Source organism: Streptococcus xiaochunlingii (genome assembly GCF_006385805.1).
In the GTDB taxonomy this organism is placed as follows: domain Bacteria; phylum Bacillota; class Bacilli; order Lactobacillales; family Streptococcaceae; genus Streptococcus; species Streptococcus xiaochunlingii.
The window spans coordinates 24046-49613 of sequence record NZ_VFSG01000004.1; the positions used below are offsets into that span (position 1 = coordinate 24046).

The window sequence follows — 25568 nt, forward strand, 5'->3', positions numbered from 1 at the left end:
TCTTCATTTTGTGATATAATAGAGTGATGTAATTGTACCAATAAGGAGAATTATGGTCAACTATCCTCACAAACTTAGCAAGAAATCTTCTTCGCCCGTCCAGAGGAAGCAAAGTGTGAATTTTGCCAATCGAGGGATGACATTTGAAAAAATGATTAATGAGAGCAATCAGTACTACCTTTCTAGAGGGCTAGCGGTGATTCATAAAAAGCCGACACCCATCCAGATTGTAAAGGTGGACTATCCTCATCGCAGTCGGGCAAAGATTGTGGAAGCTTATTTTCGCCAGGCATCTACCACAGACTATTCTGGTGTTTATAAAGGACACTACATTGATTTTGAAGCAAAAGAGACCCAGCAAAAACAAGCCATGCCGATGAAAAACTTTCATCAGCACCAGATTGATCACATGGCTGCAGTCCTTCAACAGGGAGGAATTTGTTTTGTGCTCTTGCATTTTGCAAAGCTCAATGAGACATATCTACTGCCCGCTCCTTCCTTAATCGACTTTTACAACATCGATCACGGCAGTAAATCTATGCCCTTGACCTTTATACAGGAAAATGGTTATCGTATCGAGACAGATCGCCTTCCAAGCGTCCCTTATCTCGATATTATCGAACAGAATCTACTAGGCGGTAATTAAATGAACAAACAAACAGTTATCCAGTGGTTAAAATATGCGGCGATTGCAGCTATTTCCTTATTTTTCCTTTTACTTATCCTGGGTGGATTGGTATTTGGATATTATGCTGCAAAAGCACCAACTCTTTCTGAGAAAGACCTGGTCGCAACGACATCCAGTAAAATCTATGACAATCAAAACAATCTGATTGCAGACTTGGGTGCTGAAAAACGAATTAATGTAAAAACAAATGAAATCCCAACCGACTTGGTCAACGCGATTGTGGCGATTGAAGACCATCGCTTTTTCAACCACAGAGGGATAGACTTTATTCGTATCGGGGGAGCCTTCTTCAGCAACCTCCGAGGAGGGCGCCAAGGAGGATCTACTCTCACACAGCAGTTGATCAAGCTCACTTACTTCTCTACTTCTTCGGCCGACCAAACCTTATCTCGGAAAATCCAAGAAGCTTGGCTTGCTACTCAATTGGAACAAAAAGCAACCAAACAAGAGATTTTGACCTACTACATCAACAAAGTTTACATGTCTAACGGAAACTACGGGATGCAAACAGCTGCTCGTAGCTACTATGCAAAAGACTTAAAGGATCTTTCTCTTCCACAAGTAGCCCTATTGGCTGGAATGCCTCAGGCACCCAACCAATACGACCCTTATACCAATCCGGAAGCTGCTCTCCAACGCCGTAATCTGGTTCTTAAAGAAATGTTGGATATGAAGTCCATTACAAACGAGCAGTACGAAAGTGCCGTCAATACACCTGTTACCGATGGCTTGCAAAGTCTAACCGGCTCTAGCAACTATCCTGCTTATATGGATAACTACCTCAAAGAAGTCATCCAACAAGTCGAAGAAGAGACAGGGTACAATGTCTTGACAACTGGTATGGATGTCTACACCAACGTCGATACCGCAGCTCAAAAACGTCTGTGGGATATATACAACTCTGACGAATATGTCAATTATCCAGATAATGAGTTGCAAGTTGCTTCTACTATCATCGACGTGACAAACGGAAAAGTCATTGCTCAGTTGGGATCCCGTCATCAATCATCTAATGTATCCTTCGGTACCAACCAAGCTGTCGAAACGAACCGAGATTGGGGATCTACAATGAAACCTATCTCAGATTATGCTCCCGCAATTGAATATGAAGAGTATAACTCCACTGGAGTAACCATTCCTGATACACCTTACAACTTCCCTGGTACAAATACGCAAATTAATAACTGGGATAGACAATACTATGGCAATATCAGCATGGTCTATGCTCTCCAACAATCCCGTAACGTTACTGCGGTCCGGGCCCTTGAAAAAGTTGGTTTGAAGAAGGCTCAGAAATTCTTGAGCAGCATCGGAATCGATTATCCAGAAATGGTATATGCAAATGCCATCTCAAGTAATACCAGCGACTCTAGCAACAAATACGGGGCTAGCAGTGAGAAAATGGCCGCTGCTTATGCAACCTTCGCAAATGGCGGTACCTATTACAAGCCACAATATGTGAATCGGGTTGTCTTTAGCGATGGTACAACGAAGAACTTCGATACCTCTGGAACACGAGTGATGAAAGAAGCCACAGCTTACATGATGACAGATATGTTGAAATCAGTTATCACAGCTGGTTTAGGATACAATGCAAATATCTCTGGTCTTTATCACGCTGGTAAAACAGGTACCTCTAACTATGCCGACAACGAATTAAAAAAACTAACCAAAGACTACAGTTACTCAAGCATTGTGACACCTGATGAATCGTTTGTGGGTTACACCACGCAATATTCTATGGCTGTTTGGACAGGGTACACCAATCGCTTGACTCCCGTACTGGATGATGGAAGCAAAGTCGCAACAGATGTCTACAAACAAATGATGTTGTATTTGTATGAGCAAAACGGATCAGGTAGCACTGATTGGACCCAACCAAGTGGTGTATACCGTAGCGGTTCTTACCTATATCTCAATAATGGTAAGAATAACTACAATAACTACAATTACTATTATGAGCCAAGTGTCGAACCAAGCACTGACGCAACAGAAGATAGTTCAAGTTCTAGTTCATCTAACTCAGAAGAGAATTCTGAACACACAGAATCATCTTCTAAAGAGAATGAGCAAAATCACTAATTAGACCACACTATATTAATAAAACACGATTGTTCTTAACCAATCGTGTTTTTTATGTATCTTATTTAAAAGCCAAGGCACCCATCGGATCCCATGGAGCCAAGACGATTGGCTCTGCCTCATAAGCAGCCAATTCTTTCGCTGTTAACAGTTCCTTGCGGACAACGATTTGGTAGGTGTATTCGTCCATCCAGGCGTCAGAAGCAACAAAGTATCCATCTGTTCCAACTTTGTCTCCCCAAGAATTTTCAACCTTCCATTTGAGAGGGAGTCCAGCTTCATCCAGATCCACACCAGTCAAGACCATAGCATGGGTCATGAGACTTTCTGCATAATCCAAACGCCCTGCCTTATCTTGAGTCAGCTGGATATCCATTCCCGCTTCAAAGTCATAGACATCTGTTGCCAGGATTCCAGCTTTGCGGTTGCTGACTTGGCCGACATCCGATCCAAACCAAACAGTTTCCCCAGCTTTCATTTGGGCAATGGCCAATTCTTTCAAGCGCTCCATCGGAACGTTGAGGTAGCGTACTTCACGGCTACCGACCACATTCCCCAGCATCTCTACTGTGTAAGACTGGCCATAAGGCTTGTCTGCCGTAGGCGCATTGATAACAGAAACGTAGTCCTCCAACTGAAGATCCACATATTTTTTGTAAAAGCTTTGAGGTGTCAAGCCAGACTCTGTGTAGAAATTATTGTCCTTATCGCGATAAGAGAAACTAAATGTACGAGGGGGCAAGCCAAGTGACATGGCCAAGAAATTAAAGATTTCTTGGAGGAGTTCTTCTTTCTTGCTTTGAACCGTTGCTTTATCTGCTCCAGTCGCAAGTAATTCGCGAAGGATCTGAGCATCTTGGCGCAATAATTTATTTAAGTAGGTATTGAGCTCTCGGCTATTGCTAGATGAGATGGATTCTGGATAGACAGACTTGGGTACGACCCCATATTTTTCAAAGAGGGAAACGACCATATCCCATTGACCACCATCTTGTTGAGGAGTTTGAAGGAGGAAGGCCACCTTGCGGCTGGTTAAATCCTGATCCGCTGTCGCAATGATTTGTTCCAAGAACCAGTTGGATTTTTCGTACTTGTCCCAAAAGAAAGTGTGTGCTTGAGACAACTCAAAATCCTCTAATTGGAAGCTCGAAATCATTTTATGACGGAAGGTGTTCAGAGCCGCAAACATCCAGCAACGACCAGAAGCTTTCTGGTCCGTCACCTTGTCCTTGGTTAAATCAAGAGAAAAGACGGGTGTGTTTTCTACTGCACTTTTGCGTGTCTCCAAAGCTGCATGAATCCCATTGTGGGTGATAGCATTTTCGAGAGCCGCAAATTTCACATTTGCTTGGTAATTTGTATAAAGTTGATCTGTAAATTCTTGTGTTAATTCTGACATAAGATTCTCCTTTGTAAAGCTACTTACCATTATAGACCATTGTCTAAAATCTTCAAGTAAAAATTGTTTTAAAGGTCAGAAGAACGGATCGTGTAGATGATTTGATCTCCGACATAGCCTTTTCTGGCAACAGCATTTGGGAGAGTAGCTAGATATTGCATCCCAGCTTTTGCCATTACCCTTCCTGAAGCAGGGTTCAAACTGACATATTTGGCCTGAACTTCCTTGAATCCCACCTCTATCAACAAAAAGTGTAAAACAGCCTGGAGGGCTTCTGTCATCAGACCTTGACCCCAAAACTTCTTCCCTAGAATATAGCCGACTTCACACAGTTCTTTTTGTGGATCCTGAGAAACGACACTGATATCACCTATCACCTGTACGGGATCATCTTTCTTGCAAATCGCCCATTTGTAGGTGTTTTCCTCTTGGTAATGAAGGAGCCATCTTTCGATCGAAGCTTGAGTCACTTGAGGATTTGGATGGGGATCCCAAGTCACATATTTAAGATTATCTGTATCAGACGCCCAATTTTCAAACATTGCCTTTGCATCCTCTACAACAAAGCGTCTTAATAATAGATGGTTGGTCCTCAGTTCAATAGAACCTAATTTCCTCATCCTCTTTCCTCCTATCCTGTTTTAAAAAAGTCGGCTCAACCGACTTTTCTTTCCTATGAACGCCAGAAGGTATCAAATACCGTAATCGGTAGATGACGTTTGTGTTGGCCTTTGTGCCACCAGTTTTCAATAGTTGCTTGAGCTTCTGGGCTAACTGATTTCCCTTCTAGGTAGTCATCAATTTCTGCATAGGTCACCCCAAGAGCTACTTCGTCAGCGATACCTGGCTTTTCTTCTTCCAAATCTGCAATCGGTACCTTCTCATACAAGGCAGGATCAGCTCCCAGTGCCTGAAGCAACTGCTTGCCTTGGCGCTTATTAAGGCGGTAGAGAGGAAGGATATCGGCTCCGCCATCTCCAAACTTGGTAAAGAAACCAGTGATATTTTCGGCCGCATGGTCCGTCCCAATGACGGCTCCGCTATAGGCACCTGCTAGGGCGTACTGAGCAATCATCCGACTCCGTGCCTTGATATTGCCCTTGTTAAAATCTGAGACATCTGTTCCTGTCGCTTCGACAGCACGCTCCATGGTATCGACCGATTCCTTGATGTTCACGACCAGGCTAATGTCTGGCTGGATGAAGACCAAGGCCTTTTGGGCATCTGCTTCATCTGCTTGGACACCGTAAGGCAAGCGGACAGCAACAAACTGATAACTAGCATCTCCAGTCTCTGCCCGCATTTCCTCCATGGCTAATTGAGCCAGGCGACCCGCTAGGGTCGAGTCCTGACCTCCTGAAATTCCTAAGACAAAGGTCTTTAGAAAAGGATGTTTTTGCAGGTAGTCCTTCAAAAAATCAATGGACCGGCGAATCTCTTCTTGAGGATCAATGACCGGCTTGACCCCTAATTGGGCAATAATGTCTTCTTGTAGGCTCATTCTTCTTCACCTCCCAAGGCTTTCTGACGCATTTGATCAATGAGGTCCATCTTATCTTGCCATACATCCTTGGCCAAGTCCACTGGGTAATGTTGTGGATTGAGGACACGTTTGTACTCATCCCAGAGCTTGTCAAATTCCTTCCGAGCATAGGCTTGGATATCCATCAAAGCTGGCAATTCGTAGACTAGTTTCCCATCTTTGAAAATATCGACCAAGAGCGGGATGGCATCAAAATCACGAACTGTCTTCTTGATATAGGTATAGGTCGGATGGAACATCTTGATTTCTGTCAGTTCATTGACATCTACTCCATCATAAGTAATGTAATCCCCTTCAGATTTGCCTTTTTCCCGACTGGTAATCCGCCAAACTTGCTTCTTCCCTGGAGTTGAGACCTTCTCAGCATTATTAGACAGCTTGATGGTATTCCGCATTTGGCCATTTTCGTCTTCGATAGCCACAATCTTATAGACTGCTCCGAGGGCTGGTTGGTCATAGGCTGTGATCAGCTTGGTTCCAACACCCCAGACATCAATCTTAGCCTTTTGCATCTTCAAGTTGAGGATAGTGTTTTCATCCAAATCATTTGAGGCATAGATCTTCGCTTCTGTGAAACCAGCTTCATCCAACTGCTGGCGAACTTTTTTCGAGATGTAGGCAATATCTCCAGAATCAATCCGCACGCCTAGGAAGTTGATACGATCTCCCATCTCGCGCGCCACCTGAATAGCAGCTGGAACTCCGATGCGTAGCGTATCATAGGTATCCACTAGGAAGACACAGTTGCGATGAGTCTCAGCATAGGCCTTAAAAGCTTTGTAATCATCGCCATAGACCTGCACCAAGGCATGGGCATGGGTCCCAAGAACTGGAATATCAAAGAGTTTTCCTGCACGAACGTTACTGGTCCCACTAGCACCTCCAATAACGGCTGCACGGGTTCCCCAAATGGCCGCATCCATTTCTTGCGCCCTGCGAGTTCCGAACTCCATCAACGGTTCGTCCTCAATAACAGACTTAATCCGAGCTGCTTTTGTGGCGATCAAGGTTTGGAAATTAACAATATTGAGGAGGGCTGTTTCGACCAGTTGACACTGGGCAAGCGGTCCTTCTACTTGGACAATCGGCTCATTGGCAAAGACCAGGTCCCCTTCTTTGGCAGAACGAACGGTCAATTCCATTTTGAAATTTTTCAAGTAGTCTAGGAAGGCTCCTTCATAGCCCAAGGATTCTAAGTAGGCAATATCTGACTCAGAAAAACGTAGATTCTTCAAATAGTTGACAAGGCGTTCAAGACCCGCAAAGACGGCATAGCCATTTTTAAAAGGTTGCTGGCGGAAGTAGGCCTCGAATACTGCCTTTTTATTGTGGATGCCTTGCTCAAAGTAAACCTGCATCATATTGATTTGGTACAAATCAGTGTGGAGAGTTAAACTATCATCTGGGTACATTTTTGATCCCTCTTCTTTTTTCTTACGTCGTGGCACCAGTCACGCTCCGTCAACTGGCACAGTCCAAAATAATTTTAAACACATTATAGCATATTTTAAGCAGGACCACATGAGTTTAATCCGGGCTAAGCCTCATTTTTCATCGTAAAAAAGAAGGGCTATCCGTCTCTTTCCATCAGACGAATATCCCTTTCTTCTCTCTTATTCTTCGTGTTCAGTAATATATTTATAGGCTTCTTGACCTGCGACAGCGCCGTCCCCAACAGCTGTGGTGACCTGGCGAAGATCTTTTTGACGGACATCTCCAACCGCAAAGACACCCGGCACGGAGGTCTTCATGTGATCATCTGTAATCACCCAACCCTGATCGTCTAGAATACCGAGGTCTTTGGCAAAATCACTGACAGGATCCAAGCCCACATAGATGAAGACACCACCTGCTGCTTGCTCGCGAACCTGACCGGTTTTTACATCTTTTAAGATCAGGCTAGTCACACGGTTGTCCCCTTTGATCTCTTCGACCACTGTATTCCAAGCAAAGTGAATCTTTTCATTGGCAAAAGCCCGGTCTTGAAGAACTTTTTGGGCACGTAGGGCATCGCGGCGGTGAACAATGGTAACAGACTTAGCAAACTGAGTCAGGAAGATTGCCTCTTCAACCGCTGAGTCCCCTCCACCAACAACCATGAGGTCTTCATCACGGAAGAAGGCCCCATCACAGACGGCACAATAAGAAACCCCACGACTATTCAATTCTTCTTCACCTGGAACTCCCAACAAACGATGGTTGGAACCTGTCGCAATAATAAGGGTTTTGGCTTGAAGGAGGCCATCATCTGTCGTAATTTCCTTGTAGCTTCCTTGATCAACAATGTTTTCGGCTCTGCCGAACAAGTGTTCCACACCTAGTGCTTCTAAAGGCTCGAACATTTTTTCTGCCAATTCAGGTCCACTGATATTAGCATAGCCTGGATAATTCTCGATATCGGACGTGTTGTTCATCTGTCCGCCAGGAATTCCTGCTTCTAACAAGGCAACCTTGAGATTGCTACGGGCTGCATACAAGGCAGCAGTCATTCCAGCTGGGCCTGCGCCGATAATCAGTGTATCATACATAAGCTTCTCCTTTTGTTGTAACTATCTTGATTCTAACTCCAATTGAACCATTTTGCAATTATCTTGCTCGAAGAATAAACAGAACTCCAATGACTGCAAAGGTAAGGACTGGAATTGTCATAATATCAATTAATAAAATATCATAGAGGTGTAACTGGCGTTCCTTAGCTGTTTTATCCGTCTTACGAGCCGCTCGCAAGCCTATCCAAACAGCTGAAGCAGCAAACACCCCAACTGAAGTGATGATTAAGCTCTCAATATAGAGAGATAGCAATTGGTTTAACATAAGATCTCCTTAGTATCCAAAATCGGAATGAGGGGACGAGATGCCACTTCGTTTCGTTAACAGTTGGTCAACCTAAAACACCTATCTATGCGGAAAAGTAGACTACTAATCATCTTCTCCTGAGGCACCTACTCAAAGAAAAATCCGAGTCTGAAACATCGCGTTCCAGACTCGAGCTCTTATATATTATATCAAACAAATGTTCGTTTGTAACTAGCAAAGAATTCTTTTGTCCGCTCTTCTTTAGGGGCATTCATGATTTCTTCTGGTGTCCCAGTTTCAATAATTTTTCCCTTATCAAGGAACAAAACCTTATCTGCCACCTGAGAAACAAAGCTCATATCATGGCTAACCAAAATCATGGTTTGCCCTGCTTGAGCTGCGGCTTCGATGGCTTTTTCTACCTCTCCGACCAATTCTGGATCAAGGGCTGAGGTTGGTTCATCCAACAAGAGGACTTCAGGCTTCATCGCTAGGGCACGCGCCAAGGCCACCCGTTGTTTCTGCCCCCCTGATAAATGGCGAGGGTAATGGTTTTCACGGTCCGACAAACCGACTTTTGCGAGTTCTTCTTTGGCAATCTCGGTTGCTTCCTGGTCGGATAAGCCTTTAACGACTACCAATCCTTCCTTAACATTATCCAGAGCTGTCTTGCGACTGAAGAGATTGAATTGTTGAAAGACCATGGCTAACTTTCTTCGAAGGGTTAGGATCTCGTCCTTACTGATCGTTTCAAAGTCTACCTTCTCCCCATTGATCTCAATACTCCCACTATCTGGAGCTTCCAAATAGTTCAAGCTTCTCAAGAAGGTTGATTTACCAGCTCCAGAAGAACCAATCAAGGCAACAACTTCCCCTTTTTGAATTTCTAAATCAAGATGGTCTAGGACCACTTGACCTGAAAAGGATTTTGATAATTGTGAAATCCGAATCATGCTGCTCTTTCCTCCTCTTGCAAGGTTTGGGTTACGACTTGTGGATCTTTGATAGAGAGGACCTGTTCGATCCAGCGACCCAATTGTTCAATCAAAATATTGATAACCCAGTAAATCAATGAAACAGAGATAAAGCGCTCAAAGTAGCGACTGTCATTCCCCGACATAATCTTGGCTTGGGCAAAGATTTCCAAAACACCTGCATAAAAGGCTAGAGAAGTCCCCTTGGTCAAACCGATTAAAGAGTTGATCAAGGTCGGTGTCGCCACCACTGCTGCATTTGGAATGATAATCCGTCGATAGACTTGAGTATTGGTCATCCCGAGACTCTTCGCTGCTTCGATTTCACCCGCATCAACAGACAAAATCGCTGCCCGAATGGTCTCACTGGCATAGGCCGCCTCATTGAAGGCAAAGGCCACAATGACAAATAAATGGGCCGGCACATCGTTGATATTAAAGGTTGTACCATATTGTTGGTTAATGGCTTTCAATAGGAGCGGAATTCCATAATAGGTCAGCATCAACTGGACCAAAATCGGTGTCCCTCTTAGAAAACTCACAAACAAGGCTTGAATAGGGTAGAGAATTTTTACCCGATTGATTTTGACAATGGCAAACAATAGGGCTAGCAATAAACCAAAAAAGGCTCCTGCTAAGGTTAACAAAATCGTATTTGGAAGCTCTTTTAAAATTCCGGGAATAGCTTCAAAAACGACGCGTAGGTTAAAGATTTCTCCCTCTGGTATCCATTTTAAAAACTGTTCATACCAACCAGACGCCAGATAAGTAGTTGTAAACATCTTCGTTACTTTCTCCCTAGATAATGAATCATTCTATCATATTTACAGCTAAAATGCTGAGTTTTGCTATTGATTGTTCGTAAATCATGCTCAAGGTATCATGCACTAGCAAGCAACACTCTCCCTTAGGAGCAAAAAAATAGACTATCTATAGATAGTCTATCACAAAATAAATCAGCGACCAAATAGTTAATTTTTATGGAAATCTTTAAATTTCTTTATCACTAAAAGGTTTGGCGTTTCGCCTTTCTTTCTGCCCGACCTCGAGCTCGGTTCTCAGCTCGCTTAGCTTTCCGACGTTTCTCGTCCACGGCCCATTTGATTTTTTTCTTGTAGCCTGGTTTGATTTTTTTCTTTTTCTTCTTGACCAAGCCGATCATCTCAATATCAAGTTTCTCTTGGCGTTTTTCGCGATTAGCCCGACGATCCCGGTCATAGGTATCCTCGATAGCTCCGGCCTTTAAGACCTTGGGTACAAATTGAATCCCCAATTTTTCAAGCTCTCTAATGTCTGAATCATCACTCGGTTGATAGAGGGTGATGGCTGTACCAGGAAGGCCATTTCGACCAGTCCGTCCGACACGGTGGACAAAGAAGGACAAGTCTTGTGGAATGGCATCGTTGATGACATGACTGACTCCTTCAATATCAATACCACGCGCTGCCAAGTCCGTCGCCACGATATATTCAAAATCCAGGTTTTTGACTTGGTTCATGATGCGCTTGCGCTCCCGCGGAGGAACCCCTCCATGGATTTTAGCGACCTTAAGCCCCTTCTCTACTAGAAAAGCATGCAAGTCGTCTGCTCTATCCTTGGTATTCACAAAAATCATAGCTAGATAAGGTTGAAGAGCCTGGGTTAGTTGATAGACTTGCTCATTCTTATCGCGCCCTTTTGTCGATACCAACCAGTTATCAATGGTATCTGAAATCACCGTTTTGGTTTTAATCTGCTCCATGACAGGGTTAGACAGGTATTTTTTCAAAAAGGGTTGCAACTTTTGCGGAATCGTCGCTGAGAAGACTAAAAACTGAAGTTTCTTGGGAAGACTAGATGCAATCTTATCTACCGTCGTCAAAAAGCCCATATCGAGAGTCATATCAGCTTCATCGACCACAAAAGTATGGGCCCTATGAATGGCTAAATCTCCAGAAGCAACCAAATCATAGATGCGCCCTGGTGTCCCGATCACGATATGGGGTTGCGCCACTTGGAGCTTATCAATCTGACGAGCTTTATCAGTTCCGCCGACATAGTTAGCAATCCGAATTTCTTTTTCACAGTGGCTAGCAATCTGACGAGCCGCTTGGTAAATCTGTGTGGCCAATTCCCGACTAGGCGCAGTAATGACCACTTCGACATGGCTACTATCCTCATTTAAGGTTTGAAAAATTGGCAAGAGGAAAGTATGGGTCTTCCCTGATCCTGTTTTAGATTCACCGACCAGATCACGGCCTGCTAAAACAATCGGTATCAGCTTTTCTTGAACTTCTGTGGCTTCGATAAAATTAATCTCTTTTAAGGCCTCTTGGATATAGTCCTTAAACTTAAAATCTGTAAATTTCATTCTCTTATCCTTTCATCATCTCTACTATTATATCAAAAAAGTCCTCTTCCCGCTCTTCTTTTGGACAGCAATTCCTAGCCAGCGAAAAAGGTTGAGATAGCATCCCAACCTTTTATGATTCACGACTTATGAATTGGTCAAAAAGTAGATCAAGAGAGTCAAGGCACTCATTCCTGCACCGACGCTCCAAAGAAAGGCATCGACCTTCCACTCAGACCATTTAGGTCCATTCCCAGATAAACCACCCAATTCTAAATGATGATGGAAAGGCGTCATGCGGAAAATCCGGCGCCCTTCTCCTGTCCGTTTCTTGGTCCATTTGAAATAGGACACTTGGAGCATGACCGAGCTAGTCTCAAAGACGTAGACAATCCCAATCAAGAGCAAGGTCCACTCTACGTGGAGAGCCATGGATAGAGTTGCAAGCATCCCACCTAGGGCTAGACTTCCAACATCTCCCATGAAAATCTTGGCCGGCTTGTGGTTGTAGACGAAGAAACCTAATAGAGCTCCAATCATACTGATGGTCACAAAAAGGATATCGATTCGTCTTTGCCAAACAGCGATGATGGAATAAGCGATCAAGCTGATGGTTACCGAAATACTTGCCAAGCCATCAATCCCGTCCGTTAAGTTGACTGCATTTGAAAAACCAACCAACCAGAACAAGGCAAAGACAATGTAGAAATGTCCCAAATAGACATCCCAACCAAAGACATTGAGAAGACTACCAGCTCCATGACGTTCAGAGAAGAGATAGAAAATGATTCCTCCCACCAATTGCAGGGCTAATTTTTGCTTGGGATTTAACCCTTCATTAATCTTACGGAAAACTTTCAAAAAGTCATCCAAGAAACCAACGATTCCATACAAGACCAAAATAAAGAGGATCAATTGGACAGGGCGCGTAAAGTTTCCGGTTAGGAAGCTAAAGACGAGGGTGACAAAGACTGAAGTGATCAAGAAGACCACTCCACCCATGGTAGGAGTACCCGCCTTGGCTTGGTGTTGCTTCACATCTTCGTGCATTTGTTGCCCTGAAATATGGGCTCGTTGATAGAAACGGATGAAGGCAGGAATGCCAATAACCGTCAGTATAAATGATACTACTAGGGTAGCAAGTAACATATCAATCTCCTAATGTAATTGTTATTTTCTTCGTCTTCTTTAAAGCAGTTTCTACTTTGACGTTTTGTTTGCTCACACGAGAACCTTCCCCTTTATAGGTGATCTCAATGCCCGTCCATTCTGCAAATTTATCAACATTTTTCTTGGTCCAGCCGTACATATCCGGAACTGAATCCAAATCATCTGTCAACAATAACACTTGCTCATTTGCTTTTAATTTCGTTCCTGCTGAAACAGACATCTTTTTAATATTTTTTCCAGTACCTAGGACGACCGGCTGGATCAGATTGCGCCGCAGTTCATCTGCGAAGCCACCTGGGCTGATGGTCTGCTTCAACTTCAATTCTTTCGACAAGGATTCTGCCGACGGCATCTTATAGGTGGCCTCTTTGGTGACCCCATCCAAGGCCTTGGTTTCCGTTACTAGATTCAACTCATCCTTCAAAGCAACCGCATCTTCCAAGACTGGATTGACCAGTTCTTGCCAGCTCTTTGGACTAAAGCTGACTTCAGGCTGTTGAACTGTCACATACATAATAAAATCTGGGTCTTCAGCAGGTGTCATGACAACAATCGAGTAGATATTATCATTTTCGCCTTCCAAGTAGCCATTAGCTGTCGCAATTTGGGCTGTCCCTGATTTAACAGCAACATTTTGTCCAGCTACTTGGATAATGGGACCATCCGATGAATAGAGGGTACCAAATTGAGGATCAGTCCCTACCGTAATCATGTAATTACGGGTCTGTTGGGCAACTGAAGCGGGTACTGGATTTCCGACAATCTCTCTTTGTGATTTACGAGCAGTTTCATGCTTGCCGTCGTAGATCGCACTGATAAATTTAGGCTCCAACATTTCCCCATCATTTGCAATGGCAGAAAATGCACGCAACATCTGCGTTTGGGTCACCGAAATCCCTTGACCGAAGGAAGACATGGCTTGAGTGACATAGTTATCACCTGGTAGGCCTCCAAAACCTTCGTCCCCCATTCCAAAACGTGTAGGAAGTCCGAACTTAAAGAGTTTGAGGTAATTCATCCAGACATTATTGCCCATCTTCTGTTCAAGCTTGGTCATCCCAATGTTACTTGAATAGGCAAAACCTTGGGCAATATTCATATAGCGACCTTCAGACAGTCCCATATTGACATCCCAGTCACGGATCGTTGCATCTTTTACTTGTAGTTCGTTACTGTAGTATACCTCATTATAGGCTGGGAAGGTTCCATGATCAATCGCCGCAGCCAAGGTCATGACCTTCATAGTCGATCCTGGTTCGTACTGATCCTGGTAAAGAATCGTATTCCAAGTTCTCAGATTCTTAATATCCAAGCCTTCTTTGGTATCTGCATTATAGGTTGGCCGTTGCGTTGTCGCAAGGATTTCCCCTGTTTTGGCACTCACTAGGGTCGCATTAACAAATTTGCCTTTTACCTTTTCTTGGAATACATCCATTCTGGTTTCGAGATAGGTTTGAAGTTCCGCAGAAATGGTTGTGTAAACATCCTTTCCATCTTCGGTCTTCACGGCAACCTTGTCTGATCCCGGTACAATATTTCCGTTACGATCCTTTTCATAGGTCACCACTCCATCCTGACCACCCAGGATCCGATCCAAGGATTTTTCTATTCCCGTTGTTCCCTGCAGGGTTTTATTGCCTTCTTTATCTTCTACCAATTGAGCTTGACCGATAAATTGAGAGGCAAAGGTCCCATTTTTATAACTCCGATTTGGACTCGTCGTAAAATCAACACCTTTAATGTTGGCAGCTTCTAGTTCACTCCGGATAGCATCCATATTGCTATAGCTGATATCGTTCCCCGCCGCACCAAAAGAAACTTGGTTGAGCTTCTTTTGAGACAGTTGTTGGACGACATAATCTTTTTCCATCCCCAAATAACGATTAAAAACGTCCGCTACTTGGTTGTATTGGCTTTCTTCAACGTATAAAACTTCACCTTTTGCTGATTTATAAGTTTTGTCGATGATAGCATAAACATTATAAGTCGTCGCATCTTCAGCAATGACAGCTCCATTTCGATCATAAATTGTTCCTCGTTTGGCTGGAACAATCTCGGTTTTCTGATGGACTTGATGCGATAACTCAGATAAATTTTTTCCAAATTTGCTATCTGTGCCTATAATAACTGCAAAATTAATGAGAAAAATGAAGAAAACAAGAATGGAAAGCAAACTTAAATTCTTAGCTACTTGCCGACGATTTTGGTCTGGAAGTTTCCTTTTTTTAAGGGAATAACGAATGATTTTCTTTTTTAATTTACTCATCGCTACTTGAACTCACCACTTTTCGATTTTCTTTTTGGAGGGTCATCCCCTGAGAACTAGCTAACTTAGACAAGCGTTCATAGCGAGTCAACTCATTGACTTCTTGCCGGATATCTTCTAGTTCAGTCTCTTTTGTTTTTAGTTCTGTATTGAGGTTTGTCAAATCACTTTGTACTTGTAGAATCCGCGTCTGCATAAAAATAATACTGACAGCAAGGATAATCCCTGTTAGGACAATCGAGCCATAAAAGGCTTTCTCTACTCTGGTAAAGCGACGAATACGATCTTGCAATTGACTGCCACGAGATCGTAATGGTTGATCTGCCATGTTCATTTCCTCTTACTTATGAATTTTTTGAGCAACCCGCAATTTTGCAGAATGAGCTCGGTTGTTATTTTCTAACTCTTCTTGGCTTGGAAGAATTGGTTTTCGAGAAACTAATTCCATTTTTGGTTTTAAGTCCTCTGGGATAAAGGGCAAGCCCTTCGGTACTTCTACTGTAGAAGCCTCTTTAAACAATTGCTTGGTCAAACGATCTTCCAAGGAATGAAAGGTAATGACTGAAATACGACCACCAACTGCCAACAAATCCATAGCCTGCTGGATTGATTCATCCGCCGCTCCCAATTCATCATTGACTTCGATCCGAATAGCCTGAAAAATTTGTTTGGCTGGATGTCCCTTTTTCTTTAGTTCCTTGGCTGGTTTTGCCGACTTAATAATCTCTGCTAATTCTGTCGTCGTTTCAATAGGTTTGACAGCACGCGCCTGTTCGATCTTTCTAGCAATTTGTTTAGAGAATTTATCTTCTCCATACTTGAAAAAGATTCGGACTAGATCGTAGTAATCATAGTTGTTGACCACGTCATAAGCCGTTAAAGAGGCTTCTTGATTCATCCGCATGTCCAAGGGAGCATCTTTTTTATAAGAAAAACCGCGAGACCGCTCATCTAACTGGGGACTAGAAACTCCCAAGTCATAACAAATGCCATCAATTTCACTGACTCCCAATTCTTGGAGACGCGCTTGAAGATTCCGGAAATTGTCTTTGATGAAGGTTACCATGCCTTTTTCAACGTAAGGAGCCAATCGTTTCTCCGCATTATCAATCGCATGCTGATCCTGGTCAAAGGCATATAAATGTCCTTTTTCACTTAATTGACTTAATAAATATTCGCTATGGCCGGCTCCGCCTAATGTGGCATCCACATAGATTCCATCTGGCTTTATATCCAGCATATCAATCGTTTCATGGAGCAAGACCGTTACATGATGAAATTCTTTACTCATATCCTATCTATTTTACCACAAATCTGATCAGGATGCACTTGAGATTCTTTCCTCTATCCACACACTGTTTCGGGATAAAAAGTTCCTATTCTTTAAAAACCTCATTCTATCAACCAATAGACCTAGAGAAACAAATTGTGATACAATAACTCTATGAAAGATAAGAAATACCTTCTCCTTGGCCTGCTAGTGGCCGATCTTATTGCAGTTTACTTTTTCCTACGAACTCCTGTCCCTTGGATTTTTTGGACAGCTACCTTTGTTCTTGCCGTCTCCATTTGGATATTTAAAAATCAATGGAAAAACTACAAAAATAGAGATGAGGAGTCAGAGTAGCCCATATAGAATTAGAAAACTCGATCAGTTCAACATCTGATCGAGTTTTCTATTGTCTATTTATGAATTGGGATCGTCAAGGCTACGACCATGTAAGCCTTTTTCCCGTTGGACTTGACGTAGTTTTTCTGGTGTCACGTCATTTCCTTCTTCATCCACAACTTTGATCCCTTCAATGTGATGACGAACGGAACGACGATAGCCTTCGATATACTCTTCGCGAAGTTTAGCTTGTTCTACCTCTTCTTCTGGTGTCAAGCCTTCTGCTTTTTTCTTTTTGGCAAGCTCATTGATTCGAGCAATTTTTTCAGGTGTCATAATAAAACCTACTTTCTACCTGACATCAGGTCATTATTTTGTATTTAATTGGTTAAAGGCTGCGACTTTATTGGCTTTTGCTACTAGACTAGCAAGAAGGGCCAAACGATTCTTTTTAACAGCCTCATCTTCTGCCATAACCATGGTATTGTCAAAGAAAGCATCGATGACTGGGCTAAGAGCAAAGAGTTGAGCCAATTTGTCGCTAGCTGAACCTGTCAATTCAAGACTTTCTGCTGCTTGAGCCAAGGCTTTTTCTTGATCATTTTCAAAGAGACTAGCATCGACCGCTACTGAAGCATCTGCTTTTTCTGCCAAGTTGAAGGCACGAGAGAGTGACTCAACAGCTGCCTTATAACCATCCGTCTTAGCAGCTTCTGAAAGAGCTTCAGCCGCTTCAAGCATATCCGCTACCACGAAGTTTGAACTAGCAAGTACAGCTTCTTTGATGTCTTTAGATGTGCGTCCCATCATCTTGTCTACACGCGCCTTGATGAAGTTGAGCACTTCTGCTTGATTGGCATACGAAAGACTATCGAATGAAAGTCCGTAAAGACTATCGATTAACTCATCCATCGGGATGTTCCAACCAAAGGCATCCAAGATACGAACAATCCCTTGTGTTGCACGGCGAAGCGCATAAGGGTCATTGGAACCAGACGGAATCAAACCGACTGAGAAGAAGGAAAGAAGGGTATCCAATTTATCCGCAAGAGCAAGGATGGCACCAACCTTGGTTTCAGGAAGGGCTCCATCTGCTGAATCAGGAAGATAGTGCTCACGGATAGCTGTCGCTACTGCAGCATCCTCACCAGCAAGGAGGGCATATTTTTCACCCATGATTCCTTGCAATTCATCGAACTCTCCGACCATACCCGTCAAGAGGTCAAATTTGTAGATTTCAGCTGCACGAGCTACAGCTGCCTTTTCTTCTGCAGTCAAACCAGCTTGCTCAGCTAGTGACGCTGCAATGACACCAGCACGCGCCATGTGTTCTGAAAGAGAACCAATTTTTTCATGGAAAGTCACGTGTGCCAATTTAGCAACGAGGTCTTCAATCTTAAGTTTTTGGTCTTCACGCCAGAAGAATTCACCATCTTCGAGACGCGCCACCAAGACTTTTTCATTTCCTCGAACGACATTTTCCAAGTGCTCATCGTTACCATTACGAACTGAGATGAAGTTTGGTTTGAGCTGACCATCAAGGTCACGTACAACAAAGTAACGTTGGTGTGTTTCCATTGATGTCACCAAAACCTCTTCTGGAACGTCCAAATATTTAGTGTCGAAACTTCCCATAAAGGCCGTTGGGTATTCCACCAAGTTCAAGACTTCATTCAAAAGTCCTTCTTCGATTTGGACTTTTACTCCTTCTGCAGCCTCGATAGCCTTGATTTGCTCACGAATCATGTTTTCACGTTCTTTGCTATCCGCAATCACGTATACCGTGCGAAGGTCTTCTTCATAAGAATCCGCATTGGTAATTTCCACTTCATGTCCAAGGAAACGGTGTCCACGACTCACACGACCTGACTGGATATCCAAGAAATCAAGATCCAGCGCTTCGTCGCCCAAAAGAACGATCAAGGTGTGAACTGGGCGAATGTATTCAAAACTGTTGTTAGCCCAGTGCATGCTAACAGGGAAGGTCAATGAAGCAAGCACTTCTGGAACGCCAGCCAAGACTTCTTTGGCAGGTTTACCAGCTTCGTGTTTCGTGACATAAACGTACTCTTCACCCTTGACTTCATGAAATTCGATGTCATCTACTGTCAAGCCTTTCCCGCGGACAAATCCTTGGGCCGCTTTTGAGAAGTTTCCATCTGCATCCAAGGCGATTTTCTTAGAAGGTCCTTTAAAATCTTCGGTCAAATCTGTTTGTTGATCCGCCAAACCAATCACACGGACAGCCAAACGGCGTGGCGTTGAGAAGGTTTGAATGCTTTCGTATGAAAGACGGTTGTCATCCAAGAAGGCTGCCATTTTCTCACCGAGTTGTTTTTCACTTGGTGTGACAACGTAGGCTGGCAACTCTTCAAGTCCTAATTCTACTAATAAGTTTTTTGTCATGTTTTTTCTCCGAAAAATATCTTTTTTTCCAGTTTGCCTTATGTGATTGGCACGCAAGCAACCGACTTCGTCGTTTCATTGCTAAAATTGGATCCTAAGGTCTCCAATTTTGCCTGGTATCGTTAGTTTCTCTAACGATATCTTTATCACTGCGGCAACTGGTTCTGTAGGATTGCTCTATCAGCCAATCCCATCTAATAAGCTTTCTTTATTCTTCCTCTTCTGCTAGGAGTTTTGCGCGTGTGGCTTCGTCAAGAAGTGGGTAACCAAGTTTTTTACGTTCTGCGACGAAGGTTTTGGCTACGACACGAGCCAAGTTACGGATGCGGGCAATGTAGCCAGCGCGTTCTGTAACGGATACTGCTCCACGAGCATCAAGCAAGTTGAAAGTGTGTGAACATTTCAAAACGTAGTCATAGGCTGGGTGAACAAGGCCCAATTCCAAAGCACGTCCTGCTTCTTTTTCAAATTTTTCGAAGTTTTCAAGAAGCATATCTTGGTCAGAAACTTCAAAACTGTATTTTGAGTGCTCATATTCAGGTTGAAGGAAGATTTCTCCGTATTTTACCCCTGGAGCCCACTCAATATCGTAAACAGAATCTACTTCTTGGATATAGGAAGCCAAACGCTCCAACCCATAAGTAACCTCAGCGGTAACAGGACCAGTTGCCAAACCACCAACTTGTTGGAAATAAGTGAACTGTGTGATTTCCATTCCGTCAAGCCAAACTTCCCAACCAAGACCAGCTGATCCAGTTGATGGATTTTCCCAGTTATCTTCAACGAAACGAATATCGTGTTCCAATGGATTGATCCCCAATTTTTCCAATGACTCAAGGTAGAGCTCCTGGATGTTTGATGGTGATGGTTTCATGACCACTTGGAATTGGTGGTGTTGGTAAAGACGATTTGGGTTTTCCCCGTAACGACCATCTGCTGGACGACGAGATGGCTCTACATAAGCCGCATTCCATGGTTCAGGACCAATGGCACGAAGGAAGGTGTAAGGACTCATGGTTCCCGCACCCTTTTCATTATCATACGCCTGCATCAGCATACAACCCTGGTCATTCCAGTATTGTTGCAAAGTAAGGATGATTTCCTGGAAAGTCAATTTTTTAGACATGTTTTACTCCTTTTTTCTATAATTTCTTGCGACACGAGTCTGCCTCGTCGATTATACGAGGCAAGACGAGTTAGTACTGCGTCTAGCTCAGGCACCCTAGTGCTGAGCGTGAGGCAGTCCGACTGTAAGGAGGTCTCTGCCACTAACGCAGTGGAAGGTTAGTTTTTTAGACATCTTCTTCTCCTTTTTTAATTCTTGCGACTTTGGATACAAAAAAACCGTGTCTTTGCTCCTAAGTCAAGTGACCTAGGGGCGTCAAAAACGCGGTTCCACCCTAATTTATTACTTCATTTTATTCTACTATACTCAGTTATCTACTGAGAGAAAGCGCCACTTGCTTATCTTGTTCTGCTTGGCTTTCACTATCCCAAGCTCGCTAAAAAAACGCCATAAGCCTTTCTTTCTTGACTAGTATTATAGCAGATTTCTATTCGAGTGTAAACAAAAAACAAGTCCGAAAAAGGTGTTTCAGACTTGTCGCAAATCCTTTCAAAGAAAGGTGACTGTTATGGGCGTTTTACAACCTTTGGTTTTTTCCCATTTAATTTTTTCTTAGCAGCTTTAACCTCAGCTAATACCGCCTTAACTTCCTGTTGACTGGCACCAGGATTAGCCAGTACAGCTTGAGCGCGGATAAAGGCTTGTAGATAGTTTACCTTCGCCTTATCTGCTGCATAGATAAACTTCGCATTCTTAGCTTGGAACTGGAGTTCTGCCGCAATCAATTTCTTCAGACTTGAAAAATCAGTTGTTTTACCATTTAGCTGTTGATCAGCTGCCTGATAATTTGCAAGTGCTTGGTTGATTTGCTCTTGTGTCACACCTTCACGGACGAGCAAGAGGGCCAATTCCTTAAAGCTTTGGTCAAAGGTTCGTCGAGCGGAATCCTTAGCGTTGGCATAGCGACCTGTTTTTGAGGTTACATCATAGGCAGCAATGGCTGATTTTAGCGCTGTAAAATCAGACTCTTTTCCGTCTAATTGACTCGTAACCAATCCAAGATTTGAAAAGATTTGGTTAACTTCTGCTTGTGATAACTTAGTCGCAAGAGCTTTCTGAGCTTCTTGATAAGCTGCATCATAGGCTAAACGTTTTTCACTTGTTGCATTAAAGTACTGAGGAGTGCTGGTCAAGTTAGTTTGTTGGGCCAACAATTGCAACAATTGGGTCTTAATGACTACAGAAAGTTTTGCGAGATTGTTTTGGTCTGCTAGAACTGTCACAGTCGGTGCATCCTCAAACAACTCATAACCTGTTGGTAGACTGACTGAAATCGTGTATGTTCCAACTGGGACATCTTTTCCAAAAGCATTCTTGCCATAGCGTTGAACTGGAAGAACAAAGGTTTCACCAGCTTGATTTTTCAAGACAACTGGTGTTGTTCTTGGTACTGCTTGATCAAAGACCAGGCTCAAAGGTGCAGTGACAATCTCTTTGGCCAAGAATTCAATGGTCTTAAAGCTGTCCTCTGCAGTGATTTCAAATTTCTGAGTTCGTTGGCTGACAAGTTTCAGATCTGATTTGTCATAGGCAAAGAGTTCTGCCACGTAGCTACCAAACTTAAGGAAATTGATTTCTTTCCCTTTGTCTAAGTTGACATACTGTCCTTGATCATCCTTGATACGGTAGACAAAATCGGTATCTAATTCTTTATGTGTATCGGCATCTAGGACTGACACCTTAATCCGGCCACTATCTTCAGTACCAGCAAAATCAGCAAGAGAGGCAAAGTCGCGGTTTCCAGCGTAGTCTTCTACCACATAGTAAAGTAAGTCTTTGCTAATTCCTTCTGGAAGAGTGTAGCCACCGTCTTCATTTGCCGTTAAATAGACACGGTTTTCAAAGCGACTAGTCTTCCCTAGGGCATCTTTCCCCTCCTTAACCAGGGTTCCTTCTTCATCAAAGGCCTTGACATAGAAGACTTGCTCTCGTAAGATTCCACCATTGCCAACATCTTTTGTTTTACGAGCATAAAAGGTTTCTACCCCATCCTTCTTGGTCGTATAACCTGAAGTCAAGATTGGTTTTTGGGTGTCAATTTGGAGATTAAAGCGAACAACTTGCTCCTCTGCTCCTGGAACGGCTGGCGTATAGCGAACTTCATAAACATAGTGGCCATCCGCTACCTTTTCACCCTTGGCATCCGTTCCTTCCCAAGCCGTATTGTCGACTAGATAAGATCGTTTCCCACGTCCGTCAAAATAATTCTTACGAGCAGAGAAAGATCCTGTACTTGACCAAATTGGATTAGCAAATGCTTGATCATCTGCCTTGTAGACAGCTGCTTTCATATTTTTTAGGTTTCGCAAGACGACTGCACGATACTGCACGTAATCTTTGTTCCCATCTCCATCTGGAGAAATAGCCAGACGGACATTTCCATCAGCATCTAAATGGAGGACATTCAAACCTTCTGGAGTTTCTACTGTCCCAAGAACGATTGGGCTTCGTTCTACTGTTTCCTTCTTAGCAGTTGTATAGAGCACATCATTAGCGTTTGAGACTAAAGAGGTGACATTTGCATTTGATGGCAGGTGTTTGGTTTCTGGAACATCATAGTAAAATCCTGATTTTCCTTCTCTTACCAAGTTGTAGATTGGTTTTTCAACTGCAGGGATATCTTGGAAAGAACCACGGAAGCCCATAAATGGAATGCTAACCACATCACCGTCATCTGCTGGATCCACAAAGCGAACAAAACCTTCTAAGAAGTAACCGTTCGGCATCAATTTAGTCAATTCTTCGGCAAACTTAGACGCATCGACAGTCACCGTCACTGTCTGACTGCTATGGGCTTTTACGGTGACATTTGGCCATACCGTCTCTGTTAATTTCCGTGGCTTCAAAGTAAAGTGATCGTCTTTCACATCGTCTGTTGTGGTATTCACAATCATCTTCAACTCTCTGTCAGTATCAGAAATATTATGAACGGTCACATCAAAACTGAATCGATCTTCCACATTGCCAAGGGTAACACTTGGGTAAGCATCTTCATTCGTTACATATAGGTCTGTTGAAACCGCTGCAGCAGTATCCACAATCCCCGCCCCTTGTTGACGTACTGAAGTGTAGGCGCCCGTTTCTTTGTTGAAGTGCGGTTTTGCAGTTGACATGATCAAGGCCTTGACCGTTGCAGATAGCTCCTCTGGTGAAAGTTCTGGATGGTGAGATTGGAGGTATTCCTTCACCAAAGCCGATACCCCAGCCACATGAGGAGAGGCCATACTGGTTCCACTGATACTGCCATAGCTATTGTCATTTAGTGAAGAGAAAATCGATCCACCAGGTGCAGTGACATCTGGTTTCAATTGTCCATCCGTTGACACTCCCCAACTAGAGAATTCAGACATTTTTCCTGCGTCAGGATTTGGACGGTTATCCAGACTACCATCAAAGACTATCTTGTAGTCTTTGTCTTTGATGGCTTCTCCGTACCGCTTAGAAATAAATACCGCAGGGATTTTTTTCGCATCGCCTTCGAGGCCCATTTTGACATTTGCACCTTCGACACTGTTATAAATGAGGGCTCCAATTGCTCCTTTTTTATAGACATTAGCGACCTTATCTGAGAAGGTAATTTCACCACGCTTGATGAGGGCGACTTTACCAGTCAAATCGAGACTTTCTAAATCCCTCTCACGCCCCAAGCCAGCATCCACATAGTCATATTCTTTCCCATTTTCGAAATTGGCATCTGTTTCAGCTGCTGTATAGGTGAACTTCCCTTTATCCAAGTCGGCATTGTCTTCCAAACCACGTACTGTAAAGACTTCTTCCGTTACGAATGAATCATTTACTGATGCAACTGAAATAGACTCTTCTACTGTTGAAGGACTACCCACGACACCGTAATCCGGGTTTTCAGCACTTGGGTTGTCATAACCGTATCCATAGGTATTGCTATTACCTGCCGCAATAACGACACTAACCCCTTTGGCGCGTGCTCGTTGGATAGCTTCTCTGACAGCAGGACTAGCATTCACTGTAGATCCTGTCCCAGATCCTAAACTCATGTTAATGACGTCAGCTCCCAATGCCACTGCGTCATCAATCGCTTTCACATAGACAACATCGCTGGTTGATCCACTACGATCAGAGAAAACCCGCATGAACATCACTTGGGCTTCTGGAGCAACTCCGTAGACGTAGTTGCCATCCCCAGCTTTTTTGTCAGGGTTCCCAGTCGCAATCCCTGTTACGTGCATACCGTGTGAATCATGGTCTTTTTCTTTGATATTGTCATCTCCATCCATATAATCATAGGCAAAGACAACCTTATCGTTGTACCATTTTCCGTAGTCAATTCCCGCTGCTTTTTTGGCAGCTTCTAATTCTGTTTGATTTTTGAATTTCCCTTTTGTAGGGTCTGAAATCCGCAATACTTCATGGTAGACATCTAAACCAGAGTCAATGACTGCAACAACAGTCCCTTCACCCTTGTAGCCTTTTTCCCAAGTTTGGGGCACATTAATAATCGTATTGCTGCTGATACTTAATGGTTTATCTTCAGCTTTCTTTTCAGTACTTGCTTCCGATACAGGTTTAGCCTCACTCTCCTCCTCTGTTGAAGAAGGTTTTGCTTCTGTTTTTTCCTGTCCTTCGGATGCTTTTTCTCCATTTTTTTCTACAGTTTTTTCTTCGGTTTTAGTTACGACTTCCGCTTGCTTTTCAGTAGCTTGAGCCTCTGTTTTTGCCTCCTGCGCAAGGACTTGGCTATCTGATTCGACAGATGGCGTTGTTGTTCCTTTATCTGAAGAAACTGGCTCGTTAACAACTTTAGCATTTTCAACGACTGAGTCTGTAGTCTGCTCATTTGCCTGATTCGTTACAGGAGACGCAGACTCACTTGGCGATACTGGATTTGTTTCTGCAGATGCAACGACTGCAGTCTCTGGCTGTTTCGCTTCATCAGCACTTACATTCCCTGCTCCAAAGACAAGAACAGATCCTAATAGCACCGATGCAACACCAAACTTATATTTTCTCAATGAGAAACGCTGTTTACTCATAATATTCCCCCTATATACTAAATTATTCTTATTATACTCCTAATTTTTCAGAAAATTCACTCAACATTAACTTTGTTATCAAATTGTAATATTCCCGTACAATATCTTTAATTAGTTATTTTTCGTTTGCTTTTTGGTGATTTTATTATCCAAATAATTAGATATTTAAAA

Annotated in this window: 19 protein-coding genes; 2 read left to right on the forward strand and 17 right to left on the reverse strand. The window is 43.2% G+C overall.

Going from position 1 to position 25568, the window contains the following annotated elements; all coding sequences use genetic code 11:
• The first annotated feature begins 52 nt into the window (after nucleotides 1-52).
• Together recU and pbp1a are read left to right on the forward strand one after the other, a co-directional pair.
• Nucleotides 53-646 carry a Holliday junction resolvase RecU gene (recU, locus tag FJR71_RS09605; RefSeq protein WP_140814838.1) on the forward strand — a complete coding sequence of 198 codons (594 nt, stop codon included), beginning with the start codon at nucleotides 53-55 and terminating at the stop codon, nucleotides 644-646.
• The gene (gene pbp1a / locus FJR71_RS09610) at nucleotides 647-2770 is read left to right on the forward strand and encodes a penicillin-binding protein PBP1A (protein WP_140814841.1); all 2124 of its coding nucleotides are present in this window, start codon (nucleotides 647-649) and stop codon (nucleotides 2768-2770) included.
• 61 nt (nucleotides 2771-2831) lie between these two features.
• On the opposite strand, the gene pepC is transcribed toward pbp1a, so the two are convergent.
• From pepC to FJR71_RS09700, 17 genes are all read right to left on the reverse strand, one after another.
• A complete protein-coding gene (pepC, locus tag FJR71_RS09615) occupies nucleotides 2832-4169 on the reverse strand; it encodes an aminopeptidase C (protein ID WP_140814843.1) in 1338 nt (445 codons plus the stop codon).
• Between the two features lie 68 nt (nucleotides 4170-4237).
• A complete protein-coding gene (locus tag FJR71_RS09620) occupies nucleotides 4238-4789 on the reverse strand; it encodes a GNAT family N-acetyltransferase (protein ID WP_140814846.1) in 552 nt (183 codons plus the stop codon).
• A 53-nt stretch (nucleotides 4790-4842) separates the two neighbouring features.
• Nucleotides 4843-5670, reverse strand: coding sequence for an ammonia-dependent NAD(+) synthetase (gene nadE / locus FJR71_RS09625; RefSeq protein ID WP_140814848.1), 828 nt, complete (start codon nucleotides 5668-5670; stop codon nucleotides 4843-4845).
• Nucleotides 5667-7124 carry a nicotinate phosphoribosyltransferase gene (locus tag FJR71_RS09630; RefSeq protein WP_140814850.1) on the reverse strand — a complete coding sequence of 486 codons (1458 nt, stop codon included), beginning with the start codon at nucleotides 7122-7124 and terminating at the stop codon, nucleotides 5667-5669. Before FJR71_RS09630 ends, nadE begins: the two co-directional genes overlap by 4 nt.
• A gap of 201 nt (nucleotides 7125-7325) precedes the next feature.
• Nucleotides 7326-8240 carry a thioredoxin-disulfide reductase gene (gene trxB / locus FJR71_RS09635; RefSeq protein ID WP_140814852.1) on the reverse strand — a complete coding sequence of 305 codons (915 nt, stop codon included), beginning with the start codon at nucleotides 8238-8240 and terminating at the stop codon, nucleotides 7326-7328.
• A gap of 58 nt (nucleotides 8241-8298) precedes the next feature.
• Nucleotides 8299-8526 carry a DUF4059 family protein gene (locus tag FJR71_RS09640; RefSeq protein ID WP_023022322.1) on the reverse strand — a complete coding sequence of 76 codons (228 nt, stop codon included), beginning with the start codon at nucleotides 8524-8526 and terminating at the stop codon, nucleotides 8299-8301.
• A 191-nt stretch (nucleotides 8527-8717) separates the two neighbouring features.
• On the reverse strand, nucleotides 8718-9461 hold the full coding sequence (locus tag FJR71_RS09645) for an amino acid ABC transporter ATP-binding protein (protein ID WP_140814855.1): 744 nt from the start codon (nucleotides 9459-9461) through the stop codon (nucleotides 8718-8720).
• Nucleotides 9458-10264: an amino acid ABC transporter permease gene (locus FJR71_RS09650; protein WP_140814857.1), complete on the reverse strand. Its 807-nt coding sequence runs from the start codon at nucleotides 10262-10264 to the stop codon at nucleotides 9458-9460. Before FJR71_RS09650 ends, FJR71_RS09645 begins: the two co-directional genes overlap by 4 nt.
• A gap of 224 nt (nucleotides 10265-10488) precedes the next feature.
• A complete protein-coding gene (locus FJR71_RS09655; RefSeq protein ID WP_140814859.1) occupies nucleotides 10489-11832 on the reverse strand; it encodes a DEAD/DEAH box helicase in 1344 nt (447 codons plus the stop codon).
• 126 nt (nucleotides 11833-11958) lie between these two features.
• Nucleotides 11959-12960 carry a phospho-N-acetylmuramoyl-pentapeptide-transferase gene (mraY, locus tag FJR71_RS09660; RefSeq protein ID WP_140814861.1) on the reverse strand — a complete coding sequence of 334 codons (1002 nt, stop codon included), beginning with the start codon at nucleotides 12958-12960 and terminating at the stop codon, nucleotides 11959-11961.
• 1 nt (nucleotide 12961) lies between these two features.
• Nucleotides 12962-15247, reverse strand: coding sequence for a penicillin-binding protein PBP2X (pbp2x, locus tag FJR71_RS09665; protein WP_140814864.1), 2286 nt, complete (start codon nucleotides 15245-15247; stop codon nucleotides 12962-12964).
• Nucleotides 15240-15575, reverse strand: a complete 336-nt coding sequence (ftsL, locus tag FJR71_RS09670; RefSeq protein ID WP_006596866.1) for a cell division protein FtsL — start codon at nucleotides 15573-15575, stop codon at nucleotides 15240-15242. The genes pbp2x and ftsL overlap by 8 nt, the downstream gene beginning before the upstream one ends.
• A gap of 12 nt (nucleotides 15576-15587) precedes the next feature.
• Nucleotides 15588-16538, reverse strand: a complete 951-nt coding sequence (gene rsmH, locus FJR71_RS09675) for a 16S rRNA (cytosine(1402)-N(4))-methyltransferase RsmH (RefSeq protein ID WP_140814867.1) — start codon at nucleotides 16536-16538, stop codon at nucleotides 15588-15590.
• A gap of 396 nt (nucleotides 16539-16934) precedes the next feature.
• Complete coding sequence (locus FJR71_RS09685) at nucleotides 16935-17192, reverse strand: DUF896 family protein (protein ID WP_023022306.1); 258 nt, start codon at nucleotides 17190-17192, stop codon at nucleotides 16935-16937.
• 33 nt (nucleotides 17193-17225) lie between these two features.
• Nucleotides 17226-19262, reverse strand: a complete 2037-nt coding sequence (gene glyS, locus FJR71_RS09690; protein WP_140814869.1) for a glycine--tRNA ligase subunit beta — start codon at nucleotides 19260-19262, stop codon at nucleotides 17226-17228.
• A gap of 208 nt (nucleotides 19263-19470) precedes the next feature.
• A complete protein-coding gene (gene glyQ, locus FJR71_RS09695; protein ID WP_000038760.1) occupies nucleotides 19471-20388 on the reverse strand; it encodes a glycine--tRNA ligase subunit alpha in 918 nt (305 codons plus the stop codon).
• A gap of 506 nt (nucleotides 20389-20894) precedes the next feature.
• Nucleotides 20895-25397 carry a S8 family serine peptidase gene (locus FJR71_RS09700; protein ID WP_140814871.1) on the reverse strand — a complete coding sequence of 1501 codons (4503 nt, stop codon included), beginning with the start codon at nucleotides 25395-25397 and terminating at the stop codon, nucleotides 20895-20897.
• Nucleotides 25398-25568 lie beyond the last annotated feature (171 nt).

Coding starts and splice junctions, on each gene's coding strand:
- glyS (WP_140814869.1), bottom strand. CDS start 19,262: ATGACAAAAAACTTATTAGTAGAATTAGGACTTGAAGAGTTGCCAGCC.
- FJR71_RS09655 (WP_140814859.1), bottom strand. CDS start 11,832: ATGAAATTTACAGATTTTAAGTTTAAGGACTATATCCAAGAGGCCTTA.
- trxB (WP_140814852.1), bottom strand. CDS start 8,240: ATGTATGATACACTGATTATCGGCGCAGGCCCAGCTGGAATGACTGCT.
- FJR71_RS09640 (WP_023022322.1), bottom strand. CDS start 8,526: ATGTTAAACCAATTGCTATCTCTCTATATTGAGAGCTTAATCATCACT.
- FJR71_RS09650 (WP_140814857.1), bottom strand. CDS start 10,264: ATGTTTACAACTACTTATCTGGCGTCTGGTTGGTATGAACAGTTTTTA.
- ftsL (WP_006596866.1), bottom strand. CDS start 15,575: ATGGCAGATCAACCATTACGATCTCGTGGCAGTCAATTGCAAGATCGT.
- recU (WP_140814838.1), top strand. CDS start 53: ATGGTCAACTATCCTCACAAACTTAGCAAGAAATCTTCTTCGCCCGTC.
- FJR71_RS09630 (WP_140814850.1), bottom strand. CDS start 7,124: ATGTACCCAGATGATAGTTTAACTCTCCACACTGATTTGTACCAAATC.
- mraY (WP_140814861.1), bottom strand. CDS start 12,960: ATGTTACTTGCTACCCTAGTAGTATCATTTATACTGACGGTTATTGGC.
- rsmH (WP_140814867.1), bottom strand. CDS start 16,538: ATGAGTAAAGAATTTCATCATGTAACGGTCTTGCTCCATGAAACGATT.
- FJR71_RS09620 (WP_140814846.1), bottom strand. CDS start 4,789: ATGAGGAAATTAGGTTCTATTGAACTGAGGACCAACCATCTATTATTA.
- FJR71_RS09645 (WP_140814855.1), bottom strand. CDS start 9,461: ATGATTCGGATTTCACAATTATCAAAATCCTTTTCAGGTCAAGTGGTC.
- glyQ (WP_000038760.1), bottom strand. CDS start 20,388: ATGTCTAAAAAATTGACTTTCCAGGAAATCATCCTTACTTTGCAACAA.
- FJR71_RS09700 (WP_140814871.1), bottom strand. CDS start 25,397: ATGAGTAAACAGCGTTTCTCATTGAGAAAATATAAGTTTGGTGTTGCA.
- pbp1a (WP_140814841.1), top strand. CDS start 647: ATGAACAAACAAACAGTTATCCAGTGGTTAAAATATGCGGCGATTGCA.
- FJR71_RS09685 (WP_023022306.1), bottom strand. CDS start 17,192: ATGACACCTGAAAAAATTGCTCGAATCAATGAGCTTGCCAAAAAGAAA.
- nadE (WP_140814848.1), bottom strand. CDS start 5,670: ATGAGCCTACAAGAAGACATTATTGCCCAATTAGGGGTCAAGCCGGTC.
- pbp2x (WP_140814864.1), bottom strand. CDS start 15,247: ATGAGTAAATTAAAAAAGAAAATCATTCGTTATTCCCTTAAAAAAAGG.
- pepC (WP_140814843.1), bottom strand. CDS start 4,169: ATGTCAGAATTAACACAAGAATTTACAGATCAACTTTATACAAATTAC.